Source organism: Bradyrhizobium sp. Kon10 (genome assembly GCF_055807395.1).
Genome location: NZ_JBVVOZ010000013.1, coordinates 1 through 24,912 on the forward strand (window position 1 = coordinate 1; position 24,912 = coordinate 24,912).

24 protein-coding genes and 1 pseudogene are annotated in these 24,912 nt (G+C 61.8%); 13 read left to right on the forward strand and 12 right to left on the reverse strand.

What is annotated here, in order from left to right:
• The 3 genes and pseudogenes from AC0L2O_RS19100 to AC0L2O_RS19110 form a co-directional block, all read right to left on the reverse strand.
• A pseudogene (locus tag AC0L2O_RS19100) lies at nucleotides 1-204 on the reverse strand (helix-turn-helix domain-containing protein); the annotation flags it as partial.
• 15 nt (nucleotides 205-219) lie between these two features.
• Complete coding sequence (locus tag AC0L2O_RS19105; RefSeq protein ID WP_473370770.1) at nucleotides 220-492, reverse strand: hypothetical protein; 273 nt, start codon at nucleotides 490-492, stop codon at nucleotides 220-222.
• A gap of 402 nt (nucleotides 493-894) precedes the next feature.
• The gene (locus tag AC0L2O_RS19110; protein WP_473370771.1) at nucleotides 895-1,113 is read right to left on the reverse strand and encodes a zinc ribbon-containing protein; all 219 of its coding nucleotides are present in this window, start codon (nucleotides 1,111-1,113) and stop codon (nucleotides 895-897) included.
• A 171-nt stretch (nucleotides 1,114-1,284) separates the two neighbouring features.
• Between AC0L2O_RS19110 and AC0L2O_RS19115 the strand changes: the two genes are divergently transcribed.
• Complete coding sequence (locus tag AC0L2O_RS19115; RefSeq protein WP_473370772.1) at nucleotides 1,285-1,713, forward strand: hypothetical protein; 429 nt, start codon at nucleotides 1,285-1,287, stop codon at nucleotides 1,711-1,713.
• 540 nt (nucleotides 1,714-2,253) lie between these two features.
• Here the strand turns inward: AC0L2O_RS19115 and istB are convergent.
• A complete protein-coding gene (gene istB / locus AC0L2O_RS19120; protein ID WP_473370773.1) occupies nucleotides 2,254-2,925 on the reverse strand; it encodes an IS21-like element helper ATPase IstB in 672 nt (223 codons plus the stop codon).
• 1,260 nt (nucleotides 2,926-4,185) lie between these two features.
• On the opposite strand from istB, the gene AC0L2O_RS19125 reads away from it, so the two are divergent.
• From AC0L2O_RS19125 to AC0L2O_RS19135, 3 genes are all read left to right on the forward strand, one after another.
• Nucleotides 4,186-4,404 carry a hypothetical protein gene (locus AC0L2O_RS19125; protein ID WP_473370774.1) on the forward strand — a complete coding sequence of 73 codons (219 nt, stop codon included), beginning with the start codon at nucleotides 4,186-4,188 and terminating at the stop codon, nucleotides 4,402-4,404.
• Between the two features lie 124 nt (nucleotides 4,405-4,528).
• The gene (locus AC0L2O_RS19130; RefSeq protein WP_473370908.1) at nucleotides 4,529-4,735 is read left to right on the forward strand and encodes a recombinase family protein; all 207 of its coding nucleotides are present in this window, start codon (nucleotides 4,529-4,531) and stop codon (nucleotides 4,733-4,735) included.
• Nucleotides 4,686-5,012, forward strand: a complete 327-nt coding sequence (locus tag AC0L2O_RS19135) for a recombinase family protein (RefSeq protein ID WP_473370915.1) — start codon at nucleotides 4,686-4,688, stop codon at nucleotides 5,010-5,012. Before AC0L2O_RS19130 ends, AC0L2O_RS19135 begins: the two co-directional genes overlap by 50 nt.
• 10 nt (nucleotides 5,013-5,022) lie before the next feature.
• Here the strand turns inward: AC0L2O_RS19135 and AC0L2O_RS19140 are convergent, their stop codons facing one another.
• Genes AC0L2O_RS19140 through AC0L2O_RS19150 form a run of 3 tightly spaced genes read right to left on the reverse strand, consistent with a single transcriptional unit; the run spans nucleotide 5,023 to nucleotide 8,607 of the window.
• Nucleotides 5,023-5,145: a hypothetical protein gene (locus AC0L2O_RS19140; protein ID WP_473370775.1), complete on the reverse strand. Its 123-nt coding sequence runs from the start codon at nucleotides 5,143-5,145 to the stop codon at nucleotides 5,023-5,025.
• Between the two features lie 32 nt (nucleotides 5,146-5,177).
• Complete coding sequence (locus tag AC0L2O_RS19145; protein ID WP_473370776.1) at nucleotides 5,178-5,606, reverse strand: GlcG/HbpS family heme-binding protein; 429 nt, start codon at nucleotides 5,604-5,606, stop codon at nucleotides 5,178-5,180.
• Nucleotides 5,599-8,607: an FAD-binding and (Fe-S)-binding domain-containing protein gene (locus AC0L2O_RS19150; protein ID WP_473370777.1), complete on the reverse strand. Its 3,009-nt coding sequence runs from the start codon at nucleotides 8,605-8,607 to the stop codon at nucleotides 5,599-5,601. Before AC0L2O_RS19150 ends, AC0L2O_RS19145 begins: the two co-directional genes overlap by 8 nt.
• Nucleotides 8,608-8,840: 233 nt before the next feature.
• Here AC0L2O_RS19150 and AC0L2O_RS19155 point away from each other — a divergent pair, with 233 nt between their 5' ends.
• From AC0L2O_RS19155 to AC0L2O_RS19180, 6 genes are all read left to right on the forward strand, one after another.
• Nucleotides 8,841-10,040 (forward strand): pyridoxal-phosphate-dependent aminotransferase family protein, encoded by a 1,200-nt coding sequence (locus AC0L2O_RS19155; protein WP_473370778.1) that lies wholly within the window; start codon nucleotides 8,841-8,843, stop codon nucleotides 10,038-10,040.
• 32 nt (nucleotides 10,041-10,072) lie between these two features.
• Nucleotides 10,073-10,870 (forward strand): enoyl-CoA hydratase/isomerase family protein, encoded by a 798-nt coding sequence (locus tag AC0L2O_RS19160; RefSeq protein WP_473370779.1) that lies wholly within the window; start codon nucleotides 10,073-10,075, stop codon nucleotides 10,868-10,870.
• Nucleotides 10,871-11,005: 135 nt separating this feature from the next.
• Nucleotides 11,006-11,992, forward strand: coding sequence for a tripartite tricarboxylate transporter substrate binding protein (locus AC0L2O_RS19165; protein ID WP_473370780.1), 987 nt, complete (start codon nucleotides 11,006-11,008; stop codon nucleotides 11,990-11,992).
• Between the two features lie 219 nt (nucleotides 11,993-12,211).
• The gene (locus AC0L2O_RS19170) at nucleotides 12,212-12,754 is read left to right on the forward strand and encodes a tripartite tricarboxylate transporter TctB family protein (RefSeq protein ID WP_473370781.1); all 543 of its coding nucleotides are present in this window, start codon (nucleotides 12,212-12,214) and stop codon (nucleotides 12,752-12,754) included.
• Between the two features lie 11 nt (nucleotides 12,755-12,765).
• Nucleotides 12,766-14,268, forward strand: coding sequence for a tripartite tricarboxylate transporter permease (locus AC0L2O_RS19175; RefSeq protein WP_473370782.1), 1,503 nt, complete (start codon nucleotides 12,766-12,768; stop codon nucleotides 14,266-14,268).
• 144 nt (nucleotides 14,269-14,412) lie between these two features.
• Nucleotides 14,413-15,387 (forward strand): UDP-glucuronic acid decarboxylase family protein, encoded by a 975-nt coding sequence (locus AC0L2O_RS19180; RefSeq protein WP_473370783.1) that lies wholly within the window; start codon nucleotides 14,413-14,415, stop codon nucleotides 15,385-15,387.
• Between the two features lie 34 nt (nucleotides 15,388-15,421).
• Here the strand turns inward: AC0L2O_RS19180 and AC0L2O_RS19185 are convergent, their stop codons facing one another.
• Complete coding sequence (locus tag AC0L2O_RS19185; protein ID WP_473370784.1) at nucleotides 15,422-16,615, reverse strand: CaiB/BaiF CoA transferase family protein; 1,194 nt, start codon at nucleotides 16,613-16,615, stop codon at nucleotides 15,422-15,424.
• Nucleotides 16,616-16,943: 328 nt separating this feature from the next.
• On the opposite strand from AC0L2O_RS19185, the gene AC0L2O_RS19190 reads away from it, so the two are divergent.
• From AC0L2O_RS19190 to AC0L2O_RS19200, 3 genes are all read left to right on the forward strand, one after another.
• Nucleotides 16,944-19,145: an NF038122 family metalloprotease gene (locus tag AC0L2O_RS19190; protein WP_473370785.1), complete on the forward strand. Its 2,202-nt coding sequence runs from the start codon at nucleotides 16,944-16,946 to the stop codon at nucleotides 19,143-19,145.
• A 385-nt stretch (nucleotides 19,146-19,530) separates the two neighbouring features.
• Complete coding sequence (locus tag AC0L2O_RS19195) at nucleotides 19,531-20,199, forward strand: acetyltransferase (protein ID WP_473370786.1); 669 nt, start codon at nucleotides 19,531-19,533, stop codon at nucleotides 20,197-20,199.
• 8 nt (nucleotides 20,200-20,207) lie between these two features.
• A complete protein-coding gene (locus tag AC0L2O_RS19200; RefSeq protein ID WP_473370787.1) occupies nucleotides 20,208-21,128 on the forward strand; it encodes a hypothetical protein in 921 nt (306 codons plus the stop codon).
• Nucleotides 21,129-21,134: 6 nt separating this feature from the next.
• Here the strand turns inward: AC0L2O_RS19200 and AC0L2O_RS19205 are convergent, their stop codons facing one another.
• From AC0L2O_RS19205 to AC0L2O_RS19220, 4 genes are read right to left on the reverse strand one after another with little or no spacing between them, the layout of a single operon-like run.
• Nucleotides 21,135-21,965: a phytanoyl-CoA dioxygenase family protein gene (locus AC0L2O_RS19205; RefSeq protein ID WP_473370788.1), complete on the reverse strand. Its 831-nt coding sequence runs from the start codon at nucleotides 21,963-21,965 to the stop codon at nucleotides 21,135-21,137.
• Complete coding sequence (locus tag AC0L2O_RS19210; protein ID WP_473370909.1) at nucleotides 21,962-23,104, reverse strand: class I SAM-dependent methyltransferase; 1,143 nt, start codon at nucleotides 23,102-23,104, stop codon at nucleotides 21,962-21,964. Before AC0L2O_RS19210 ends, AC0L2O_RS19205 begins: the two co-directional genes overlap by 4 nt.
• A 5-nt stretch (nucleotides 23,105-23,109) precedes the next feature.
• Complete coding sequence (locus AC0L2O_RS19215; RefSeq protein WP_473370789.1) at nucleotides 23,110-23,757, reverse strand: methyltransferase; 648 nt, start codon at nucleotides 23,755-23,757, stop codon at nucleotides 23,110-23,112.
• Entirely contained in the window at nucleotides 23,754-24,734 is a 981-nt protein-coding gene (locus tag AC0L2O_RS19220) for a glycosyltransferase family 2 protein (RefSeq protein WP_473370790.1), read from the reverse strand. Before AC0L2O_RS19220 ends, AC0L2O_RS19215 begins: the two co-directional genes overlap by 4 nt.
• Nucleotides 24,735-24,912: the final 178 nt, after the last annotated feature.

The window sequence follows — 24,912 nt, forward strand, 5'->3', positions numbered from 1 at the left end:
GCATAGCGATGCCGCCAACGGCTGACAATCCGCGGCTGGACCCCAACTTCCTTGGCAATCGACCGGGTGCTGCGTCCCTCCGCCGCCAATAGAACGATCCGCGCCCGCTTTAAATCGCGCTGCAATGTCACCGGCGAGCGACAACGCGCCTCACACCTTGCGATCTTTCCGCGAAAGCTGAACTTCTCTTCCTTCGGGTACCATCCCGATCTTGAATCATCACTCACCCTCTAAGGAAAGGGGTACTAGTCCGCTATCCGCCCAATCTTCAGGAAAGCAGATCAGGCCTGGTGAGCATTTTGACGCAAGCAAGATGAGTATTTTGACGCAAACAAAGAGGCCAGCCCAGAGCAGTAGGCTGATCGCACCCCCAATTATCAGGCCACGAAAAAAGCGTACACCTTCATCCTCATCAGCGCCCCTTGCTACGGCGGCGTGGCGAACAGTCGACTTTTGATAGTCGCGCGTGCGGCTGAGATCGACCTTATTCATGCACTACTATTCGGCTCGGGATCTGCCGGGGCAAGTCCCTCAAAAGTGTGCCCGCTGTGCTCTTCCGAGGTAGCGTTTAAACCATCCTCTCCTTCGACCCCACAAGGGGGCTCGGCCGCGGGAGATGCGCCTCGCGGCTGCCGGGCGTCCCGTCAGCCGGCAAGCGACGCAGCCGCTGCGACAACGTGCAGCCGAGGAGTGCAAGCTACATCATGGGATAGGCGCGGCTACCGCGTGAATCTCCGACCACCGGATATCGACCGCTTTTTTAAAGAAAGAGCGCAACGGGAATGACCGACAGGTCCGACACTGTTGGTTTCGGTCAGTTCAACGCCTAGGCAAGCCACTTTGGCGTGAACCTCACGGCGCGAAGGCGTGGTTCGCTCGTGAGACCCGCGCGCCCTACGGTTCGTTCCGACGCGTGTCGAAGCTCGTATTCCTGCAATTCGGGCACTTTGGGATCTTGGGCCCCTTCGCAACGTGCGTCGTTTCGTGGCATCGCTCACAGCGAAAATCGCCGGTTTGCTCCGCGGCTTCTCCAGCATGTGCAGCCATTGCGTTCTTCCTGTGATCCCTGGGAGCCCAATGAATTGGCCGCGCAGGGGTTTCTATTTGTCTCATCGTTTTGTCCCGCTGTGCACATCTGGCAATGATCGTTGAGGATCGGCTACTAGAAACAATCTGATCAACTCCTGCTTTTCCGATCGTACCGTCATGAGCGAGACCACCAGCGCAGCATGTGGGGGCCGCGCCGATCGGTGCCCCCTAAATTGTCCAAGCCAGGAGAACGTCATGAAACAGTTGATCCTCGTCGCAGCATTGCTCGCATGCTCAGCCGCTTCTGGGCTCGCGCAGACCTCAGCTCCGGTTAATAGCTCGCAGATGGACGCGGCCTCCAGCGCCAGCGATCAGAAGAACTCGGGGGATCAAGCCCAGAACGGCGGCCGGGCAGCACAGAACATGGCTGCGATTCAGAAGATCAGGAAGGATCTGGAGAATGCCGGGTTTACCGACGTGAAGATCGTCGCGCAGTCATTCGTCGTCCAAGCCAAATCCAGCGACGGCAACCCGGTGGTCATGACGATCGGACCGCACGGCATGTCGGTCTTCGAGGCCATGAGTTCGGGCTCCAGCACCGTCGGGTCGGGGTCAGGCGCAGCCAATTCAGCTTCTCCGGCAACGGGCTCCTCCAGCCATCAGAATGCTGGCGGGCACAAGTAGGCAACGCCGGCGCGACCCGGCATCCTTACCGGCCGCAGGAAGGCCTTCGGCATCCGGACTGCGGAAGCAACCAGACCCGCCAGTCCAGGACGCGCCGCGCGTGAGCGGATGAGAGCATGGCACCACTTTCATTCATAGCCGTGCTGTTGTGTCTTGCGTCGACATTCGGGCTCCTTAACCGGACTCTTCTGCGGCTCCCCGGCACGATCGGGCTGACGGTGGTTGCGCTCGTCGCTTGTGGTGATCGCGTTCGGCGCTCTCTTTCCCCCTTTGAATGCACATTCCAGGGATGGTGATCAGGTGTTCCAGGCGATGGTGATCACGGATTCCAGTGATCGTGATCAGGTGCGGAGGCGAACACGGCTGACGGGTTTAAGTGTGCTGGAAATGGCCTCCTCGTCAAGGCTGGCGGCTTGGTTCGAAGATTGTCCCGGCGGTCCATGGGAGGGACCCGTGCGCGGCGCGGAGTGCCCCCACGAGCGACGCAGCGACGCGCGCGGGAGGGCCTGTGGGCCGGCGGGGCGATCGGGCGCGAGGTGCTCACGGTTTTCTCTTTTCGCCAGCCTGACGGCGCAGGCTGTCGCCCTTGAGCTCGATGCGATGGGCATTGTGAATGATGCGGTCCAATATCGCATCGCCGAGGGTAGGATCGGCAATGACGTCATGCCATTGCGACACGGGGACTCCCTTGTCGTAGCGATCATCGACGATCTCGAGCAGATCCCGGCGCTGGTCGGCGGTGAGCGGTTCGGGTCCCCAGTCGTCGAGGATGAGGAGATTGACGCGCTCGAGCGCGGCGATCAGGCGCGCCAGACGGCCTTCGCCGCGCGCCTGGTCGAGATCGGCGAACAGGCGGGTGGTTCGCTTGTAGAGGACGGAGAAGCCGTCGCGGCAGGCTTTGTTCCCGAGCGCACAGGCCAGCCAGGACTTGCCGGTGCCGGTTGGGCCGACAATGACCAGGTGGTTGCTGTCGCGGATCCACTGGCAGGTGCCAAGGTTCTGGAAGAGCGAACGGTCGAGACCACGGGCGGTGCGATACTCGACGTTCTCGATGGCGGCGGCTTGACGGAGCTTGGCACTGGTCAAGCGGCGCGTGAGGCGGCGGTTGTCGCGGGCGGTAACCTCGCGATCGACGAGGAGGCCGAGCCAATCGGCGTGCGGCATCTCGGCCGCCTCGGGATTGTTCTGCAGTTCGACGAAGGTATCGGCCATTTGTTCTCCCGATACCAGCAAAAATACCAGCAAACCGGCCGGCTGGGATCGGATAAGAACAAACGGTGACGAACGCGTATGTACGCAGAAAGGCCCATTTTTCAAGGGCTTCTGAGCACTGCGCGGATGGTTGCGGACGATTTCGAACTGGCTTGAACAGCCTAGTTGGTGCCCCTGGCCGGAATCGAACCCACGACAAAAGGTCATTCTCGCGGTCTTAAGTTGGGGCGTCGCGTACAAGTGGTCGCGGCACGAGTCTTTGCGAGGCGGCCGTCTCAACGGCCCCGCTTGTTCGCCGGGCTTGCTCCGACTCCGGCCAAACGCATTGAACTTCCGAAGATTCCAACGCCCTAGCAAGCGCTGTTCTCGTAGGGTAACGCCGCAACGAAATCGCAAGGAATTTGGGTGAAACGTACGTGAACAAAACGGGAAGAGAACGACTGCTAAAGCACAAACATCAATAACTTAGAACATGTCCACTGCGTTCGGGACGCAGGGGTGGCCTCGATCAGCTCGCAATTTGCGCGAGTGTTGCTATCCGCGGTTGCGCCTCCCGCAACCACGGACAGTCCCGCAGCAGCTGCTGCGGGAGTTGCCGGAATTCTCAAACTACGACGGCCGCGAGTCAGCCGCGGCTGGCCTGGCCCGCTACGCTCGGAATCAGGATGGATCTTTGCACTCATTTTTGAGCTGCTGATTGAAGATCGACAGAGCCGGGCCATTGCTGTCCTGCTCCAGAGCGAAGGACTGCGTCTGATCGACGAATTGAACGGCTGGTCGGCCTCGAGGCGGCAGGTGATAACATGACAGCGGACGCGGTGCAGTCGATGTGCGCGCAGTTGAGCGCCTCCGGATACAAACTGCGCTCTGCCCTCGGCTCCGCCGCTCCGAGCAGCGTCATAGACACGGAGTTCGGATCGGAGTGGCTGCCCACCACCTCGGCGCCGTCTCAGCCCCTAGTGCCTTGATCGTCGACAGCGGCGGCGGCCAGCTTTGGAAGAGCTGCGCGCCTCAGGCGGTCACTAGCCCGGTGAGTGGGGCGACGCGCTGCTTTTCCGAGGCGCATCTGCATCGGAGGTCGGAGGCGATGGAGTCAAGTCGCTAGAGCTAGAGAGATCCCGCGAGATCGGGCCAGGTGTTGGTCAAGGACGACCGGCTGGCCCTGAGGAACGTTTTCGAAATACCGAAATTTGGCTTGCTCCGTTGGGCAAATCAGTGCTTCATAAGGCGCTGGCTCTAAACTATTGGGAGACCAGTGTGATGGCTGACGAGGTCAATATCTCCTGCGATCTGTCCAGAATCGCTAAGCTCAACGGCGACTTCAGAAGGAACTACGGAACCCTGCTTGGGGCCTTCCTGTATCTGAGATCTATCAGTGCCGCGCGCGGGCGTTCTTGGCTGTGGGGCGGCCTGTTTTCCCTCGTCTGTTCCGCCGTGCTAGGCCGGCTGAGCAAGCACGGCTTTTCATTGCTCTGGTGACCGCGCCAGACCGAAGTGGAGCAGCTCCGCAGCGGAGGGCGCGCATGGCCGACGCCCTAATCATTCGCCCCGGGTCCGATCTGCTATGTCCGACAAATGCGGACGGGCCGCCCAATACATCCGGATGTCAACGGACAATCAGCGTCACTCAACGCAGATCCAGGCGGCCGCAATCGCGGTGTATGCCGCACAGCGTGATCTCCTCATTGTGCGTACCTATACGGACGAAGTGCGAAGCGGTCTTTGCATCCAGCACCGCGAAGGGTTGATCGAGCTTATGGATGACGTCCGTTGCGGCCGGACGGATTTTCGACCACATCCTCGTCTATGACGTGAGCCGTTGGGGGAGATTTCAAGATATCGATGAAAGCGCGTATTACGAGTTTACCTGCCGCCAGGCGGGGATCAAGGTTTGCTATTGTGCGGAGCAGTTCGACAATAAGGGTAGCGTCATCGCGAGCATCGTGAAGAATCTCAAACGGGTAATGGCGGCCGAATACTCACGAGAATTTTCGGTCAAGGTCCATGCTGGCGCCTGCCGCGTCGCTAATCTCGGTTCAAGCAAGGCAGTCCGCGGGGTTCGGCCTCGAACGAGAACTGATCGATGAAAGCGGTTGTTCAAAGGGCATCTTTGCTAAAGGCAAACGCAAGCATCTGCAGACTGATCGGGTCGTGATCCGGCCGGGGGCGGAAAACGAGCAGCGTATCGTCGCCCACATCTTTCGGGAGTTTGTCGTTCATCACCGGTCCCGAAGATCCATCCTTCACGGATGCTACCCCGCGTTGGCCTTCAACCCCGCCGCCTGGATACCTGCCACAGCACATGCTTCGTCATTGTCGGAGGTGTCGCCGGAGACTCCCACAGCGCCGAGCAGGGTCGTGCCGTCCTGGATCAGCACGCCGCCGGGGACCGGCACCAGCGCGCCCTTTGCAATCGTGTTCACGGCGTCGATGAAATAGGCCTGCTCCTGCGCCCGCTGGTACAGCGCGCGCGAGCCCATGCCCATGGCGAGCGCGCCATAGGCCTTGCCGTGGGCGATCTCGGCGCGCATCAGGCTGGTGCCGTCTTGTGCGGCGGCGAGCTTGAGCACGCCGCGCGTGTCCAGAATAGTGACGACGAGCGGTTTGAGCTTCAACTCCGTGGCCTTTGCGAAGGCGGCGTCGAGGATCTTGCGGGCGGTGTCGAGGGTCAGTTCAGCCATGGCTGGGTTCCTTTGCAACGGGAGTGGTGGAGTGGGTTTTGGCGCGATCGAGGCTCATCGCCAGCACGCGCGCGACGTGAAGGGCTTCGCGTTGCGTGCCGTCCTGGATTTGGTGCCGGCACGAGGTGCCGTCGGCAACGACCAGCGTCGTCGGGTCCGCGCCGCGCACGGCGGGTAGCAGCGACAGTTCGGCCATCTCGATCGAGGCATCGTAGGTGTCGCTGCCATAGCCGAAGGCGCCTGCCATGCCGCAGCAGCTCGACTCGATGGTTTCGACCTTCAGGCCGGGCACCAGGCGCAGCACCTGCTCGACCGGCTTGAAGGCGCCGAAGGATTTTTGATGGCAATGGCCGTGTACCAGGGCCTTGTCGGCGACAGCACCGAGCGGCAGTTGCAGCCGGCCGGCCTCGGCCTCCCGCACCAGAAACTCCTCGAAGGTCAGCGCATGGGCGCCGACCGCGTTAGCGTCATCGTCCTTGCGCAGCGAGGCTAGCTCGTCGCGCAGCGTCAGCAAACAGCTCGGCTCCAGGCCCACGATCGGCACGCCGCGGGCGGCGAAGGGCGCGAAGGCGGCGACCAGCCGGTCAAGTTCGGCTTTGGCTTGGTCGACGAGACCGGCCGAGAGGAATGTGCGGCCGCAGCAGAGCGGCCAGCCGCCGCTTGACGGCTTCGGCAGATGCACGCGATAGCCGCCGGCCCCGAGCACGCGCAGAGCAGCCTCGAGGTTCTCGCGCTCGTAGATACGGTTGAAAGTGTCGGCGAACAGCACGATTTCGTGCCCGGCCTCCGGACCAACGGCATCCGCGGACGGCGCGAACACGTCGCTGCGGAAAGCGGGCAGCGCGCGGCGCGCGCTGATGCCGGCGACGCGCTCGAACAGCTTTCGCAGCAACGGACTTCGGTTGCGCAGGTTCGCCAGCCGCGCGAAGCGCGAGGCCATGCCGGCATAGCGCGGGAGGTAGCCGACCAGCCGGTCGCGCAAGGTCAGGCCATGCGAGGCCGCGCGCGCGGCAAGCACCTCGATCTTCATCTTGGCCATGTCGACGCCGGTTGGGCATTCATGGCGGCAGGCCTTGCAGGAGACGCAGAGTTTCAGCGTCTCCATCATCTCATCCGAAGACAATGCATCCGGGCCGAGCTGACCGGAGATCGCGAGCCGCAGTGTATTGGCACGCCCTCGCGTGACATCCTTCTCGTTGCGCGTCGCGCGGTAGGACGGGCACATCACGCCGCCCTCGAGCTTGCGACAGGCGCCGTTGTTGTTGCACATCTCGACCGCGCCCTGGAAGCCGCCGCCGGCGCCGGGATAAGCGGACCAATCGAGCTTGGTGTTCAGCTCGCCGACGCGATAGTCCGGCCGGTAGCGGAACAGCAAGCGGTCGTCCATCTTGGGCGCATCGACGATCTTGCCGGGGTTGAGGACGCCGGCTGGATCAAAGCGCCGCTTGACCTCCTTGAAGTCGGCGACGAGACGCTCGCCGAACATCTTCTCATGGAATTCAGAGCGCACCAGGCCGTCGCCATGCTCGCCCGAATGCGAGCCCTTGTATTCGCGCACCAGCGCGAACGCTTCCTCCGCGATGGCCCGCATCGCCTTGACGTCCTTCTCCAGCTTCAAATTCAGCACGGGACGTACATGCAGGCAGCCCTCGGAGGCATGAGCATACATCGTGCCGCTGGTGCCATGCTTTGCGAACACCTCATTCAAGCGCGCAGTGTAGTCGGCGAGATGCGGCAGCGGCACCGCGCAGTCCTCGACGAAGGAGACCGGTTTGCCTGCCTCCTTCATCGACATCATGACGTTGAGGCCGGCGGCGCGGAAATCGGCGATGCCGCTTTGCAGCGCGGGCCCGGTGATCTCCACCACGCCGCCCCATTTGCGCCTGTCGTTGTTCCAGCCGAAGCCGAGATCGCCCACCAATTCGCCGAGCTGCTTCAGGCGCACGAGATTGTCGGCCTGGTCTTCCTCGGCGAACTCCACCACCAGCACGGCGTCCGGATCGCCCTTGATCGCGGCCGAGATGATCGGCCGGAACATCGCGATGTCACGGCCGAGCGCGAGCATGGTGCGATCGACCAGCTCGACCGCGATCGGCTTCAGCTTGACCAGATACTGGGCGGCGTCCATTGCCTCGTAGAAGCTGCCGAAATGGCAGATGCCGAGCGCCTTATTGCGGATCACCGGCCACAGCTTCAGCTCGACCTTGGTGGTGAAGGCCAGCGTCCCTTCGGAGCCGACCAGCAGATGCGCCATGTTGTTCGGCGCGTTGCGCGGCACCAGCGCATCGAGATTGTAGCCGCCGACGCGCCGCTGCACCTTGGGAAAGCGCGCCACGATCTCGTCGGCCTCGCGGGCGCCGAGATCGAGCATGTCGCGGAACAGCGCGCGGGCGCCGTTGCCCGCATCGACATCGGAAAGATCGCGCGAGACCTCGCCATAGCGCGCCAGCGTGCCAGCGGGGAGCGCCGCCTCGATCGACAGGGTGTTGTCGCGCATGGTGCCGTAGCGCAAGCTACGGCCACCGCAGGAATTGTTGCCGGCCATGCCGCCGATGGTAGCCCGCGACGCCGTGGAGACGTCGACGGGAAACCACAGGCCGTGCTTCCTGAGCTGGCGGTTGAGGTCGTCGAGCACGATTCCAGGCTCGACCACGCAAATGAGGTTGTCGACGTCGAGCGAGAGCATGCGGGTCAGGTGCTTCGAGAGGTCGACGACGAGGCCGTCATTGACGGTCTGGCCGGATTGCGAGGTGCCGCCGCCCCGCGGGGTGACCTTCAATCCCTCGTCGCGGGCGATCGCCAGCGCTCGCAGCGCCTCGTCCATGGTCCTGGGCACCACCACGCCCGCCGGCACGATCTGGTAGAACGACGCGTCGGTGGCATAGCGGCCGCGGCTGAAAGGATCGAACAGGACGTCGCCGGTGATCTCTCGGGCGAGACGTGCCGCGATGCCGTCCGTTTTGGCCGATTCCTGTGATTTCCCGGGTACTTCCGCCGCCATGGTCCGCTCTTGCCTATTCGCCGCCCCCGTCTTGCCTACGGTCACGGTCCTTGGCAAGGCGAGCCCTGCTTCTTGTGCATTGACGGACCCCGCCGGGCGAGGGACAAGCCCGGCGAATAGTGATATTCGAGCGGCTCGCGCAGCCCCCTTCAGGCCAGAAGGGCTCGAAGTCAAGCTGGGCTCAAAGCCAAGACAGGCTCAAAAGACAGACTCAAAGACCGGGAAGGACGCCGATGACCGTGCACACTGGAAGGCATTTTCTCCAGATTCCAGGACCGACCAACGTGCCCGACCGGGTGCTGCGGGCGATGGACATGCCGACGCTGGATCATCGTGGCGCGGAGTTCGCGGAGCTCGGTTTCGCCGCGCTTGCCGCGATGCAGCGCGTGTTCCGCACCAATCAGCCCGTGATCATCTTCCCATCGTCCGGCACCGGCGCTTGGGAAGCCGCGATGGTCAACGTGCTCGCCCCCGGCGACAAGGTCTTGATGTGCGAGACCGGCCAGTTCGCCGTGCTGTGGCGCAGTATCGCCGACAAGTTCAAGCTCGACGTCGACTTCATCCCGAGCGACTGGCGTCATGGCGCCGACCTTGCCGAGATCGAGCAGCGCCTCATCGCCGACAAGCAGAATAAGATCAAGGCGGTCTGCGTCGTCCATAACGAGACATCGACCGGCTGCGTGACGCCGCCGCTCGAGGTGCGCAAGCTGCTCGACCGCGTCAAGCATCCGGCGTTGCTGATGGTTGACACCATCTCCGGCCTCGGCTCGATGGAATACGAGCACGATGCCTGGGGCATCGACGTTTCGGTCGCAGGGTCCCAGAAGGGCCTGATGCTGCCGCCCGGGCTCGGCTTCAACGCCGTCTCGGAGAAGGCGCTCGCCGTCGCCAAAGCCAATCCGGGCATGCGCTCTTATTGGGACTGGCAGGAAGTCATCAGCTTCAACAAGCTCGGCACCTTCCCCTATACGCCCGCCACCAATCTGCTGATGGGCCTGCGCGAGGCCGTCAAGATGCTGGAGGAGGAAGGCCTCGAGAACGTGTGGACCCGCCACAAGCGTCACAGCGCAGCGACGCGCGCCGCGGTCAAGGTCTGGGGCCTGGAGACGCAGTGCGCCGATCCGGCTGCGCATTCGCCGGCGCTGACCGGCGTGCGCGTGCCCGACGGCCATGACGCCGATCACTTCCGCAAGGTGGTGCTGGAGAATTTCGACATGTCGCTCGGCACCGGCCTGAACAAGGTCAAGGGCAAGTTGTTCCGCGTCGGCCATATCGGGCATTTCAACGATCTGATGCTGATGGGTACGCTCGCCGGCGTCGAGATGGGCCTGGACCTTGCCAAGATCCCGCACCGGAGCGGCGGCGTGTTGGCGGCCATGGACGTCCTGAAGGGACGCGACGCGGTGCCGATGGCCAAGGCTCAGGTGGCCTGATCGATCCAACTTGAAGAAGAAGCGAGCGCGCGATGAACGCACCGACGACGACCAGCGAAGACCTGCTCTACTCCGTCACGGACGGCATCGCGCGGATCACCTTCAACCGCCCGCAGGCACGTAACGCGCTGACCTTCGCCATGTATGAGCGCATGGCGGAGATCTGCCAGGAGATCAACGGCGACCGCTGGATCAAGGCGCTGATCCTGACCGGCGCCGGCGACAAGGCATTCGCCTCCGGCACCGACATTTCTCAGTTCCGTGCGTTCAAGACCGCGCAGGACGCACTCGATTACGAGGCGCGGATCGACCGCGTGCTCGGAACGCTGGAGCAGTGCCGCGTGCCCGTGATCGCGGCGATCGCAGGTGCCTGCACCGGCGGCGGCGCCGGCATCGCCGCCTGCTGCGACCTCCGCATCGGCACCGAAACAACCCGCATCGGCTTTCCGATCGCGCGCACGCTCGGCAACTGCCTGTCGATGTCGAACATCAGCCGCGTCGTCTCGCTGGTCGGTCCGGCCCGCACCAAGGATTTGATCTTCAAGGCGCGCCTGGTCGAGGCACCGGAGGCGCTGGCGCTCGGTCTGCTCAACGAGGTCGTGCCCGACGTCGAGACGCTCCAGCGCCGCGCCGATGAGACCGCAAAGCTTGTCGCAAGCCATGCACCGCTCACGCTCGAGGCCACCAAGGAAGCGGTGCGACGCATCCGCCGCACACTGTCGCGCGAAGAGGGCGAGGATCTGATCCTCAAGGCCTATATGAGCGAAGATTTTCGCGAGGGCATGGACGCCTTCCTCAACAAGCGCACACCGAACTGGAAGGGCAAGTAGCCCCTCTCCGCCTGGCCTCAGCCGAAAGTCATATGCAGCTGGATGCCCGCCTGCTTGAACCCGCCAGCTTTACTCCGCACAATGCTCAGATAGATCTCGGCAGTACAAAACCAAAATAACCAGGGGACGAAACTCGTGCGAACTCCAGTGAAGGCTGTCGGCGCCGCGGCAGCGCTATTGTTGTGCGCCCCTGCCGTTGCCGGCTGGGAACCGACAAAACCGGTCGAGATGGTGGTGGCGGCGGGCGCAGGCGGTGCCTCCGATCAGATGACCCGCATGATGCAGGCCGCGATCCAGAAGAACAATCTGATGAAGCAGCCGATTGTGGTCTCGCTCAAGGGCGGCGCATCAGGGGCTGAGGCGCTAATGTACATGAAGTCCAGCGAAGGTGATCCGAACAAGGTGCTGATCGCCTATTCGCTGATCTACATGCTGCCGCTGTCGGCGAAGATTCCGTTCAACTGGCGCGAGCTGACCCCGGTGTCGGTGGTCGCACTCGACCAGTTCGTGCTGTGGGATAACAGTGCCGGTCCGAAGACGGTAAAAGAGTTCGTCGAGGCCGCAAAGGCCGCAAGCGCTCCGTTCAAGATGGGCGGCACCGGCTCCAAGCGAGAGGATCACGTGCTCACGGTGTTCCTCGAGCAGAAGACCGGAGCGAAATTCTCCTATCTGCCCTACAAGTCCGGCGGTGAAGCCGCGACCCAGCTTGTCGGCAACCACACCCAATCCAACGTCAACAATCCGAGCGAGAATCTCGAAGTCTGGCGCGCCGGACAGGTTCGTCCGCTCTGCGTGTTCGACAAGGAGCGCATCTCCTACACCGCGAAGGTGACGGACACGCAGTCCTGGGCCGACATCCCAACCTGCAAGGAGGAGGGCGTCGACGTCCAGTATCTGATGCTGCGCGCGATGTTCCTGCCCGGCAAGGTCACGCCAGAGCAGCAGGCGTTCTATGTCGAGTTGTTCCACAGGGTGACGCAGACCACAGAGTATAGGGATTACATGGAGAAGCAGGCGTTGAAGCCGATCTTCCTCACCGGCAAGGACATGGTACAATTCCTCGAGGAAGACGATGCGCTCAACAAGTCGCTGATGACGGAAGCGGGATTCGTCGCGAAGTAGCTGCTCCTCTCCACTTTTCCCTCTCCCGTCCTTACGGGGAGAGGCAGGGGTGAGGGGGTTCTCCGTGAGTCGAACCCACGAAGCGAGCCCGTCACCCGGCGCCTCGCCAGTACCGAAGCTTTGCTTCGGCGTCTTCGAGAACGGCCGCCGTCGGCGGCCTATGCCTCTCCCCGCAAGAACGGGGAGAGGTGAACAATTCCCAGCCTTACACCAGAGCTCATGTCCGAAACCGATCTTGAAATCGTCGTGGACGATCCCACCGCGCCTGAAGATAACTCCCCTGCCGTTGCGAGTTCCGGCACGGTCGAAATCGTTGTCTACCTTCTGCTGCTCGCGCTGGCCGCAACGCTCGGCTACGACAATTGGCGCACTGGCGCCTCCTGGGATTCGACCGGGCCCGAGCCCGGATATTTCCCGTTCTACCTCTCCATTATCCTCAGCGGCGCTAGCATCTATGGTCTGGTCACCGCACCACTCGCGTGTCGTGAAGCGTCCAAGACCTTCGTCACGCGCGCGCAGGCGCGCCGCGTGATGGCGGTGTTCGTGCCGACGCTGCTGTTCTGCCTGGTGACGCAGTTTCTCGGCCTCTATGTCGCGAGCTTTTTCCTGATCACAGGCTTCATGCGCCTCGTCGGCAAGATCGCGCTGTGGAAGTCGCTGCTCACCGCCTTCCTCTTCACGGCGATCATGTTCGTCACCTTCGACATCGCCTTCGACGTCATCATGCCGAAGGGCCCGCTGGAAGCGGCGTTCGGCTACTAGAGCAGGTTGCGATGGAAGCGTTCGGTCTCCTGATCCACGGTTTCGCCGTCCTGCTCACGTGGAAGACGCTGGTGTTGATGATGGTCGGGCTGGTGCTCGGCATTTTCGTCGGCGTGCTGCCGGGGCTCGGCGGCCCCAACGGCGTCGCGATCCTCTTGCCGCTCACCTTCACGATGGATCCCACCTCGGCGATCGTGATGCTGTCCTGCATCTATTGGGGCGCCTTGTTCGGCGGCGCCATCACCTCGATCCTGTTCAACATTCCCGGCGAAGCCTGGTCGGTCGCGACCACCTTCGACGGGTATCCGATGGCGCAGCAGGGCAGGGCGGCTGAGGCGCTGACCGCAGCGTTCACGTCCTCCTTCATCGGCTCGCTGGTCGCAGTGCTCCTGATCACCTTCCTGGCGCCGATGATCTCGTCCTTTGCGCTGAAGTTCGGCCCGCCCGAGTTCTTCGCGGTCTATCTCTTGACGTTCTGCTCCTTCGTCGGCTTGGGACGCGAGGCCAAGCACAAGACGGTCATCTCGATGTCGCTCGGCCTTCTGCTTGCCGGCATCGGCATGGACACGGTGTCGGGCCAGTTGCGCATGACCTTTGGCTCGGCCGAATTGCTCCGCGGCATCAACTTCCTGGTCGCCGTCATCGGCCTGTTCGGCATTAGCGAGATCCTGCTGACGATGGAGGAGCGCCTGGCGCTGCGCGGTCATGCCGCGAGCATCTCGCTGCGCGTGGTGTTGAGCGTGTGGAAGGACCTGCCGAAATATTGGGTGACGCTGCTGCGCTCCTCCTTCATCGGCTGCTGGCTCGGCATCACGCCGGGCGGTGCGATTGCCGCGTCCTTCATGGGTTACAATCTTGCCAAGCGCTTTTCAAATGATCCCGAGAGTTTCGGCAAGGGCCGCATCGAGGGCGTGTTCGCGCCGGAAACGGCGGCACACGCCTCCGGCACCTCGGCGCTGCTGCCGATGCTGGCGCTCGGCATTCCCGGCTCCGGCACCGCCGCGATCTTGCTCGGCGGGCTGATGGTGTGGGGCCTCAATCCGGGTCCGCTGCTGTTCATCGAACACAAGGATTTCGTCTGGGGCCTGATCGCCTCGATGTATCTCGGCAATGTCGTCGGCCTCGTGCTGGTGCTGACGACGGTGCCGATCTTCGCCTCGATCCTGCGTGTGCCATTCGCCGCGGTGGCACCGATGATCGTGGTGTCCTGCGCGATCGGCGCCTATGCGATCCAGAACGCGATGTTCGACATCTGGCTGATGCTCGGCTTTGGCGTCGTCGGCTACGTCTTCAAGAAGATCGGGATTCCACTGGCGCCATTCACGCTGGCGCTGGTGCTCGGCAACCGCGCCGAGGATGCCTTCCGCCTGTCGATGATCGGCTCTGGTGGCGACCTCAAGGTGTTCTGGTCGAATGGCTTGGTCGGCTCGATCACGACGCTGGCCATCCTGCTGCTGTTCTGGCCGGTGATCGACAGATTGTTGGGCTGCATTGGATGGACGCAACGGGCGTAGCCGGCATCGAACGGCGGTAAACCACATCCACGGACCAAGAGGCGCCCTTGCGGTATCTTTCTGATCGAGCGGACAGTTGTGGCGCTTGCAGCTGGCGTCGATACGGTATCTGCTCGGCTGACTATCGGGACCTTTTCGATCAAAATGGCGGCCAAATTGTCTTTCGCAAGCTACAAGACCAGCCGTATCCTCGTGACCGGGGGTGCGGGCTTCATCGGATCGCACCTCTGCGAGCGACTGCTCGATGCAGGGGCCGAGGTGGTATCTGCGGACAATTACTTCACGGGCAGCCGGCGCAACATCGCCCACCTGATCGCAAATCCGCTGTTCGAGCCGGTCAGGCACGACGTCACCTTCCCGCTCTACGTCGAGGTCGACGCGATCTTCAACCTGGCCTGTCCGGCCTCGCCGATCCACTACCAGCGGGATCCGGTGCAGACCACCAAGACCTCTGTGCATGGCGCCATCAACATGCTGGGGCTCGCCAAGCGACTCAGGGCGCGCATATTCCAGGCATCCACCAGCGAGGTCTACGGCGATCCGCTGATCCATCCCCAAACCGAGGATTACTGGGGCAACGTCAACCCGATCGGCATCCGCTCCTGCTACGACGAGGGCAAGCGCTGCGCCGAGACGCTGTTCTTCGACTATTGGCGCCAGCACGGCCTCCCGATCAAAATCGCGCGCATCTTCAATACCTACGGCCCGCGCATGCAGCCCAATGACGGGCGCGTGGTGTCGTCCTTCATCGTCCAGGCGCTCCAGGGCGAGCCGATCACCGTGTTCGGCGACGGCGAACAGACCCGCTCGTTTTGCTATGTCGACGATCTCGTCGAGGCCATCATGCGGCTGATGCTGACTGGGGATGACGTCACCGGTCCGATCAATCTCGGGAACAGTTCCGAGTTCACGATCCGGGAGCTTGCAGAGAAAGTCATCGAGCTCACGGACTCGCGTTCCAAGTTGATCTTCAAGCCGCTGCCGCAGGACGATCCGCGACAACGTCAGCCCGACCTCACCAGGGCCAAGGCGGTCCTGAACTGGAAGCCGAAGGTCGCGCTCGAGGACGGCCTGAAGGAGACGATCGCCTATTTCAAGCACTCGCTCCAGAAGAGCTGACCAGCTGACGTCCCGCTCGGGAGCCGGTGCTGCGTCAGACCACCTTGGCGTCCCGGAGCCTGGTGATCTCCTCGAGGCCGAAGCCAAACTCTTTTAGTACCTCATCGGTCTGTTCGCCGAATTCCGGCGGCCGCGCCACCATTTTGCTCGGCGTGCGCGACAGCGTGACGGGCTGGCCGACCAGACGGATGTGTCGACCCTCCTCGTTCGGCACGTCCTGGGCGATGCCGAGATGCTTGACCTGCGCATCCTCGAACATCTGATCGATCGCATAGATCGGTCCGCAAGGTACGCCGGCCTCGTTGAGCTCCCTGACCCAAGTCTCGGTCGACTTCGTCACCGTGCGCTTCTCGATCTCGGCGTTAAGTGCGGCGCGGTTCTTGGAGCGGGACGGCGCCGTCGCATAGTCGGGATGGCTGTAGAGCTCAGGCGCGCCGATTGCCTGCGCACAGCGTTCCCAGATGCGGCCACCCGTGGTGGCGATGTTGATGTAGCCGTTGGAGGTCTTGAACACGCCGGTCGGAATGCTGGTCGGGTGATTGTTGCCGGCCTGCTGGGCCACCTCCTTCTCCATCAGCCAGCGCGCGGCCTGGAAGTCGAGCATGAAGATCTGCGCCTGGAGCAGCGAAGTCTGCACCCACTGGCCTTTGCCCGAGACCTCGCGCTCGAGCAGCGCGGTGAGGATGCCCATGGCGCAGAACAGGCCCGCGGTGAGGTCGGCGACGGGAATGCCGACCCGCATCGGGCCCTCGCCCGGCGCCCCCGTGATCGACATCAGGCCGCCCATTCCCTGCGCGATCTGATCGAAGCCTGGACGCTTGTGATAGGGACCGTCCTGGCCGAACCCGGAGATGCTGCCATAGACGATGCGCGGATTGATCTTGGCGACGCTCTCATAGCCGATCCCGAGCTTCTTCTTCACGTCGGGCCGGAAATTCTCGACCACCACGTCGGCCTTGGCGGCGAGGCGCTTGAAGACGGCAAGACCGCGCTCGTCCTTCAGGTTCAGCGTCATCGCCCGCTTGTTGCGGTGCAAATTCTGAAAATCGGCTCCCCGGCGCGGGCCGCCCGGCTGCTCGCCGCCGGCGTCCTCGGTCAGCGCGTCGACCTTGACGACATTGGCGCCCCAGTCCGCGAGCTGTCGCACGCAGGTTGGGCCAGACCGGACGCGGGTCAGATCGAGCACGGTGAAGCGCGACAGGGCTTCCGAGGCATGTGGGAAGGGCATTTGCGGGGAACTCCGGACGTAAGGACGATACGCCGGCTTCTGATTAGGCAAATCTAGCGGAAACTCAATGGCCGGCGTTGGGGAACAGGCCACACGGCTTATCGACCCCGGCTTTTGCCACAAACCTCCCGCAATTACTGGTAATTAGCTCCGGTCGAGTCGGCGGGGTGGACAAATGGTTGCCGGGCCCGGTCGTGTTTGCCCTCCGCCGAAACCACAAATTAACAGTGGCGGATCAATTCTTTAGGTGACGCTGATAGGGTTGACGCAAAATGCGGATTGCTGTTGCGCTGCATGTACGCCGGACCCCCAAAGTCGAGACGAGACGATGAGATCGACATTTACCCAGGACGGCCTGCTCTCCGACGACCCCTTCTATACTGTTGTCGGTAATAGCATTCAGGGAAGCTATTTCCCGGACACCGCGGGAACCACTGCGAGCTCGACCACCACGACGGGCTCCGTCATGTCGGTCACCTCCGGCGGCATCATCATCAACCTTATCCTCGACGCGGCGGCACAGGCTGCGCCCGCCAGCTTCAAGGCTGGCCTGCAGCAGGCGGTCTCGATCCTGGCTGCCGACATCACCGACAAGATCACCGTCAACATCAATATCGACTACAGCGGCACGGGGGGCGGCGCTGCGGCCGGCCCGGACAGCGGCTACTATGAAACCTATGCGTGGACCCGCTCGGAGTTGGTCAACAATGCGAGCGCCGGCGACACCACGTTCAACAGCCTGCCGACCGGAACCACGATACAGGGACAATCGAACGTCGCAGTCTGGAATGCGCAGCTCAAGCTCTGGGGCGTCATTGGCGCCAACGACACCACGACGGACGACGCAAGCGCAAATTTTTCCACCGACATCAATCCCAACCTGCTGGTTGGCGTCGCGCTGCACGAACTCACCCATGCGATGGGCCGCGTGCCCTATGGTTCGGCGCCCGACGTGTTTGACCTGTTCCGCTTCACCAGCCCCAACGCCCGACTCTTTCAGGGGGGCGCGACTGCACCTGCGGCGTATTTCTCCCTCGATAACGGCGTAACCAAGATCGCCGACTACGGCCGGAACTCCGACCCGAGCGACTTCCTGAACGGCGGCGTGCAGGGGCCTAACGATCCCTTCAACGAATACTACACCAGCACCACCATTCAGGGATTGACGAAGACGGATCTGAAGCAGCTCGACGCGCTGGGATTCCATCTTGCCGTCAGCTCACCGACGACGATCGAGGCCTATGGCGCGACGAGCCTAGTGCAGGCCGGCAGCAATTACTTTGTAAATCCGACAGCCGGCGGTGCCGGTCCGTCGATTAAATACAGCGGGACGTCGGTCGTTGCGGGACAGTTCGGCGATTATGTTCCGATCGGCGCGGAGGCGGTGACGAACGGCTACGAGCTGGCTTGGAAGAACACAACCACAGGTCAGTACTCAGTATGGAGCACGGACGCCAACGGCAACTATGCCGGCAATTTCTACATGCCGGGTCCCGGCAACAGCACTGCCCTGGAAGCACTCGAAACCAGCTTCCATCAGGACCTGAACGGTGACGGTGCTATTGGCATCGTCCAGTCCGTGCTCGAGGCAACCGGAACGACCTCCCTGATCGTGTCAGAAAACAATTATTTTCTCGATCCAGTTGCCGGCGGCACCGGACCGATGTTGAAATATCAGGGGGCCGCCGTCACGGCCGGCCAGTTCGGCAATTATGTTCCGATCGGCACCGAGGCGGTGACGAATGGCTACGAGGTAGCCTGGAAGAACGCGAGCACGGGTCAGTATTCTGTCTGGAGCACGGACTCCAGTGGCAACTATACCGGCAATTTCTACATGCCGGGTCCGGCAAACGGAACTGCGCTGGAAACGCTCGAAACCAGCTTCCATCAGGACCTGAACGGTGACGGCACGATCGGCATCGTCCAGTCCGTGATCGAGGCGATCGGAACGAGCACCCTGGTAATGTCAGGCAACAATTATCTTCTGAATCCCGTTGCCGGTGGCACGGGACCGATGCTGAAATATCAAGGGGCCGCCGTTACCGCAGGTCAGTTCGGCAGTTACGCTCCAATCGGCGTGGAGCCGGTGACGAACGGCTACGAGGTGGCCTGGAAGAATGCCACCACGAGCCAGTATTCGGTGTGGAGCACGGACACCAACGGCAACTATATCGGAAACTTCTACATGCCGGGGCCGGGCAACAGCACGGCGCTGGAAACGCTTGAAGCTAGCTTCCATCAAGACCTAAATGGCGATGGAGCGATCGGCATTCCTACTAGCACGAATACTGCCGGACAGGTTGCCGCCGCCAGAGATGGCTTCGTGTTCGGAGCAGGCACCGGTGAGCAGTGGCACTCCGGCGGCTTCGATTTCTCGCAGCTAACGACCGCCCCGGACCCGGTCAAATTCGCGGTCAACCCAGCGGACTTTGTCGGCATAGGAAGCGTCGGCGAATACATTGCCGATGGCGTCGGACATCAACTCGCTCTTCACCAAGAGCTGCTGGCCGGGTTTATTCTTCATCATTGAATCGTGTGCAGCTCCGACAGGCGTGTAACGCCGGTGTGGTGCTGACGCGCCGCCTATCGGCCCAAAAATGTCAAAGAGTAGCGCAAGCGAGCGGAGCGGTGCCGAACGCCTATCCTCGACGGAAGTTGGCTTCAATCCGGGGGACACCTGATCCAGACAAATCCTGTTGGACGCGATAGTTCTCTTCAGAGTAAGATACGGACAGGTGGGGCTGGACGTGATCCTCTGGTCCATCTATCGAAAAGTCGGGCGTCAGCGTGGGCGTAGAGGCAACTGTCGGGACCGGTTGGCCAGCTAACCGACCGGGCGCGAGGACAGCAGGAATTTGCGCCCCACAATCAGGATGCGCGCAAAATCGTTGTGGGAAGTTGCAGCAGGAGAATCTGTGCAGAAGCAGCGTATTGTTGTTTTCGGGATCGGTGAAATCGCCGAGTTGGCGGATTTTTACTTTACGCACGATTCCGCTTACGAGGTTGCGGCTTTCGCGGTCGATTCCGCGTTTCTGAAGCAGCATGAATTTCGTGGACGTCCGGTCGTCGCCTTCGAACAGATCTCCGAGGAGTTTCCGCCCGACGGGTTTAGCTTCTTCGTTGCTGTCAGCTACGCCAAGATCAACGCGGTCCGGGCGGAAAAAGTCGCGGCCGCCAGGTCGAAGGGTTATCGGCTCGCAAGTTACCTGAGCAGCCGCGCCACGGTGTTCCCCGGTTTCGAGCTCAAGGAGAACTGCTTTATCCTTGAAGACAATACTATCCAGCCCTTTGCGACGGTTGGCGCCAACGTGACATTGTGGAGCGGCAATCATATTGGCCATCACTCGACGATTGAGGATGATGTGTTCCTCGCGTCGCATATCGTTGTGTCTGGCGGCGTGCGGATCGGGCAGGCAAGTTTTGTAGGCGTGAACGTCACGATCCGCGATCATGTGACGGTCGGCAGGAAATGCGTCCTTGGCGCAGGCGCTCTGGTGCTCGAAGATCAGCCGGACCTTTCGGTGATTGCGCCGCGCGGATCCGAACGCTCACCGGTGCCCAGCAATCGTCTCCGAAAGCTCTGAGTCGCGCGATGCCGTGGCAACGCCTGGGTCTTGTCTATGCTTCGAGCGGAACGCTGCCTTGGGCGCGGAGCCATGCGGCGTTGCCCACTCCCTCACATCTGAGAGGAGACATCTTTCGCTTCTTCTGCAGTTCGCGCGATGCGGACATGCGCTCGCATGTCGGATGGGCAGACGTGGAGGTGTGCGAGGCGCCTCGCGTCCACGATGTCGCGCAAAGCCCCGTGCTTGCACCTGGAGCGGATGGCGCATTCGACGACAGCGGCGTCGGAATCGGGAGCGTCGTCGCTACCGATAGCGGGATTTCGATCTACTATATGGGCTGGAATCTCGGAACTCGCTCGCCTTGGCGAAATTCCATCGGCCTCGCGCGATCCTCATCCCTCGGCGGTACATTCACGCGATATTCGCTTGGTCCGATTCTGGATCGCTCGCCAGAGGACCCGTACACGCTGTCCTACCCTTGCGTACTGCCGTTCGCGCCCGAGGACTGGCGGATGTGGTACGGGTCAAATCTTTTGCCTGCGGTCGGCAATGCCGACATGCAGCACGTGATCAAGCAGGCGCGATCAGTTGATGGAATTCACTGGAGGCGGGACGGCAGGACTGTGATCGGTTTCGCGAACGAAGCTGAGTATGCGCTGGCCCGTCCGAGCGTGACCAAGGTCGGTAGCAATCTGTTGATGTGCTTTGCGTGTCGCGGTCAGAACTACCGTATCGGCGCCGCCGCTTCGAGCGACGGTGGGGTGAGCTGGACGCGGCTCGACGCCGGGATGGGGCTCGAGGCCTCGGATCGCGGTTGGGATAGCGAAATGACGTGCTATCCTTCCCTGTTCTGGCATCGCGATCGCCTGTGGTTGGCGTACAACGGCAACGGATACGGGGCGACCGGCTTCGGTCTAGCGGTGTGGGAAGGTCCTTTTCCTCTTTAGAGGCCCTCAGGGGTTTTTCGGGCGTCTGGCGAGGTACTCAGCGACTGAGCCAGGCTGACGTACATCGTAGCCTAGCAATCTGCGTAGCTTACTGTCGCCGGTGAACTCGTCTCCCAACGCATTTGGCAGGTCAATCTGCTGGCGGATCAACGGAATGGTGTAGACGTGGTTGATTGCACGCCGTGGCCGCCCTGTCGTGTTGACGCCGCCGCTATGGAATACCATGCAGTCGAGCACGATGAACGAGCCCGCAGGCGCGGCAACGGGCAAGGCTTGGGTCGTCACGAAATGATCCGATGGAAAGGCTTCCTGACGGTGCGAGGCCGGCAGCACCATCGTAGCTCCATTTTCCAAAGTGAACGCATCGAGGCAGAACAGGGCATTGATGGCCAGTGGACGAGAAGATACGAAATGCTGATACGGCAAGTCCCGATGCCATGCGCCCTGATTGTACGACTTCCCATTCGGCGGATTCACGATGCCGTTCTGCTGGTTGAGCACCGCGTAGCCGGAGATCAGCCGACTGCAGATATCCAGAATTCTGCTGTTGGCAGCCAGTTCGAGAAAAGCCAGATCGTGAGCCAGAGGCAACCGGATGGTGTTATGCTCGTCAATCGACCTGAGCGCATCGATGCCGCCGTGGCCGGCCGCATAAGCCTCCTGCGCCCGATCAAAAGCGCCAGCCAACGTTGCCAACTGTTCGCGGCCATAGCCGCCGTCGATCACGCCATATCCCAGTTGGCGGATGGACTCGCATGTCCTCTCGACCTCATTGATCGACTGCGCCTGTTCGAGGACACCATAGCGTCGGGGCGCATCATGTTGCGGCGTATTCATCTCGGGATCAGCTCGTTCCAGGTGATTGGATGGAGGCCATCACGTTCCAGTCGCTTGGCAACAGCTTGCTGAGCGTGAGGCGCGGTCGCGATTAGGGTCGCCTGGCCGGGATTCTGAACCGCATCCCGGTAGGACGCAACCGGTCGCCCGAGATCCCAGGCCTCGGGCGGGTCGTCGAGCACGAGCGCGTCGATCAGCGCCCAGGTCTCTGGCGCATAGGCTCGCAGCAGGGCCGCAGTCTGGCCGGCGCCGAAGGTCAACAGGCCTGCGGCGGATCGGGACTGATCGAGGAGGAACCGGTCCAACGTCTGCCAGTGTTCAAGGTAGATTTGCCGCTCGGAATGGAGACGGGCCGGATCCGTATCGCGCACGGGAGGGGTGTCACGGTGGTCGGTCTGCACGGCGAAGATCGACATCAGGAAATCGCCGAGGTTGCTCGGCGCGGGCATTTGCTTTTCCGTCGCCAAAGCGGCGCCTCTGCCGCAGATCCGGAGGCCGTCTCGCGTGAGGCTGTAGAGATGATCGAAGAACATCAGCTCCACGTTCGGCGAATGTCCGTCCGGGCATATGATGACGATGCGTCCGTTCGGTGCAAGATGATCACGCAGCAACCGGAGAAACCCGCTCGGATTGATCGTATGTTCAATGACATTGACTGCGACGATCAGATCGAAAGGACCGATGTCGGCCGGTACATCCTCGATAAATCCGCGAACAAGCCTGAGCCTCTGCTGTGATTGGGCGGTCGCCGGCAAGGCTGGATCCACGCCGCACGCACGCGCATCAGGCCAGTTTCGCAGGAGCTCCGACAGCAGCGCTCCGGAGCCGCAGCCGATCTCCAGAACAGCATTCGGCGGGTTGAATTCGCCGCGGATCCAGTCCCCGTATGCCCGGGCCCGAGCAGCATCCGACTTCGGGGCAGTAGTAGCGAGCTCGTAGTCATCCTCGTATATAGCGCGAATTTCGTCATCTGCCGTGCTCGACGCATGAAATGCCGAGCCACACGCAAGGCAGGACATTTTGGCCAATGCGCGGGGGATCAACCTTCCGTCGCTGAGCATCGATCGGGACGGATGCGGGAGCTTCAGCGCGGCGGCGCCGCCTGCGCAAAGCGGGCAGTGTATGGTCGATGAGGCCACTTCGATCAAGGCTTCACCTCTGGATGCCGTACCAGGACCGTGAATTCGTACAGTCCATAGTCCTGCAAGAGCGCGACCGATCGGCCGTAGCGCGAAAGGCAGTAGCTGAGCATCTCCGACGGATCTGCATAGTAAAGGTTCGGTCTGCGCCGGTCAGGATCACTCGACAGGCTCAGGACGTTGAAGCCAAATCCTTTCCGTCCGGCGCAGGCGAGGACGTCCAGTGTTTCGCGGATATATCCGAGCCACACTTCATCTCCGACGTCAGCCCTGACATTGAATATGCCGCTGGCGATGGCAAAGTCGGCCGTTTCATTGGGTGACGCTCCGACGTGCCAGCACCGATCGCCGCCCTCTCCGTGAAGCTCCCGAGCCGCCTTGATCATGCTCGGCGCGACATCGTAGCCCCTGAAATGTCCACGATGACCCGCACCTCTGAGAAAGCCTAGAAAATCCCCAAATCCGCAGCCGAGATCGATGATCGATCCGTCTTGGTCATGCCGAACTAACCGGAGAAACTGGCGATGGCGAAGCTGATGCGACTCAGTCCCATTCCAATCGACGCCGCGTGGTGTCGCCCCGTGGGCCTCGAGCCGGGCGCTATAGTACGCCGCGACGTCGGACAGGATTTGATCTTGCCTTTGCTCTGTCACTCTTGGCTTTCGACTCCAATGAGAGAGGCGGGCTGCCTCTGCTCCCCGACAGGCAGGTTGGTGGAGCGGTGAACAGAACGCACGATGGTGTAGGGCCTGCGCTTGGTTTCGGCCAGAATGCTGGCCATGTAGATTCCCAATATTCCCAGGATCAATGTGATCAGTCCTCCGAGAAACCACAGCGAAATGATTTGCGAGGTAAATCCGCTCACTCCGATACCATTCGTGAGGTAACGAACCAGGAAGTAGATCACGACGCAAACCGAAGTCATCGAGATCAAAAGCCCGGTATAAAAAACGAGATACAACAGTCGTGTCGAAGAGGTCGTCAGATGCTTCACCGCAAGATCGATTCGCTTCCAGATCGAATAGGTCGAGGGCGAACTCGAGAGCTTTGCGATAGTCATCGGGAACTGGCGAAATCCAGTGACCTCCCAGAGATCGGACATGACGAATTCCCGATCGCGGTGCCGGATCAGCGCCTTGACATATGCGGCGGTCATCAATCGCGAGGTCACAAGATTTCGCGGCAAAGGACGGTCGCCAAGCGCGTCGACCAGCGCGAAAAACACCGCGCCGCCCGTGCGTTCCAGGAACCCGCCGCGTCTGGCCTGCTGCACGCCATACGCGACGTCGCAATCACCCTGACGAAAGCGTTCGTAAAATAGAGTCAGGTCTTCCGGCTGCTCCTCGAGGTCGCTGTCGATCAGGAACACGAGGTCGCCGGAGGCATGAGCCAATCCGGTCATGATGGCCTTGTAGTGGCCGAAATTGCGGGAGAGATCGACGACGACGACCCGAGGGTCCGATCGCTGCACCTTTAGTGCTATCTCCAGGCTCTCATCTGGAGAACCGTCATTGACCATGATCAGTTCGATATCGGGAGTGATCTTGCGAGCAGCTTCGATCGTTCGCCGATGGAATTCTTGGACGTAGGATGCGGACCGATAGAGGGTGGTGACGATCGAAAGCTTCATCAGCCGCTCCTCTGATTGGGGAGGCCCGCTGGCCGCGAATAGTATAAGAGTCGCCGATGCTTCATTGCAATACTTGGGTATTGGGAATGACCGACCGTCGAGTTGTCATACGACAGGCGAGCAGTACGCGCAAACGTGCGGAGCTCCTAAATCGCGAACTTCAAGGCATGTGGCTCCC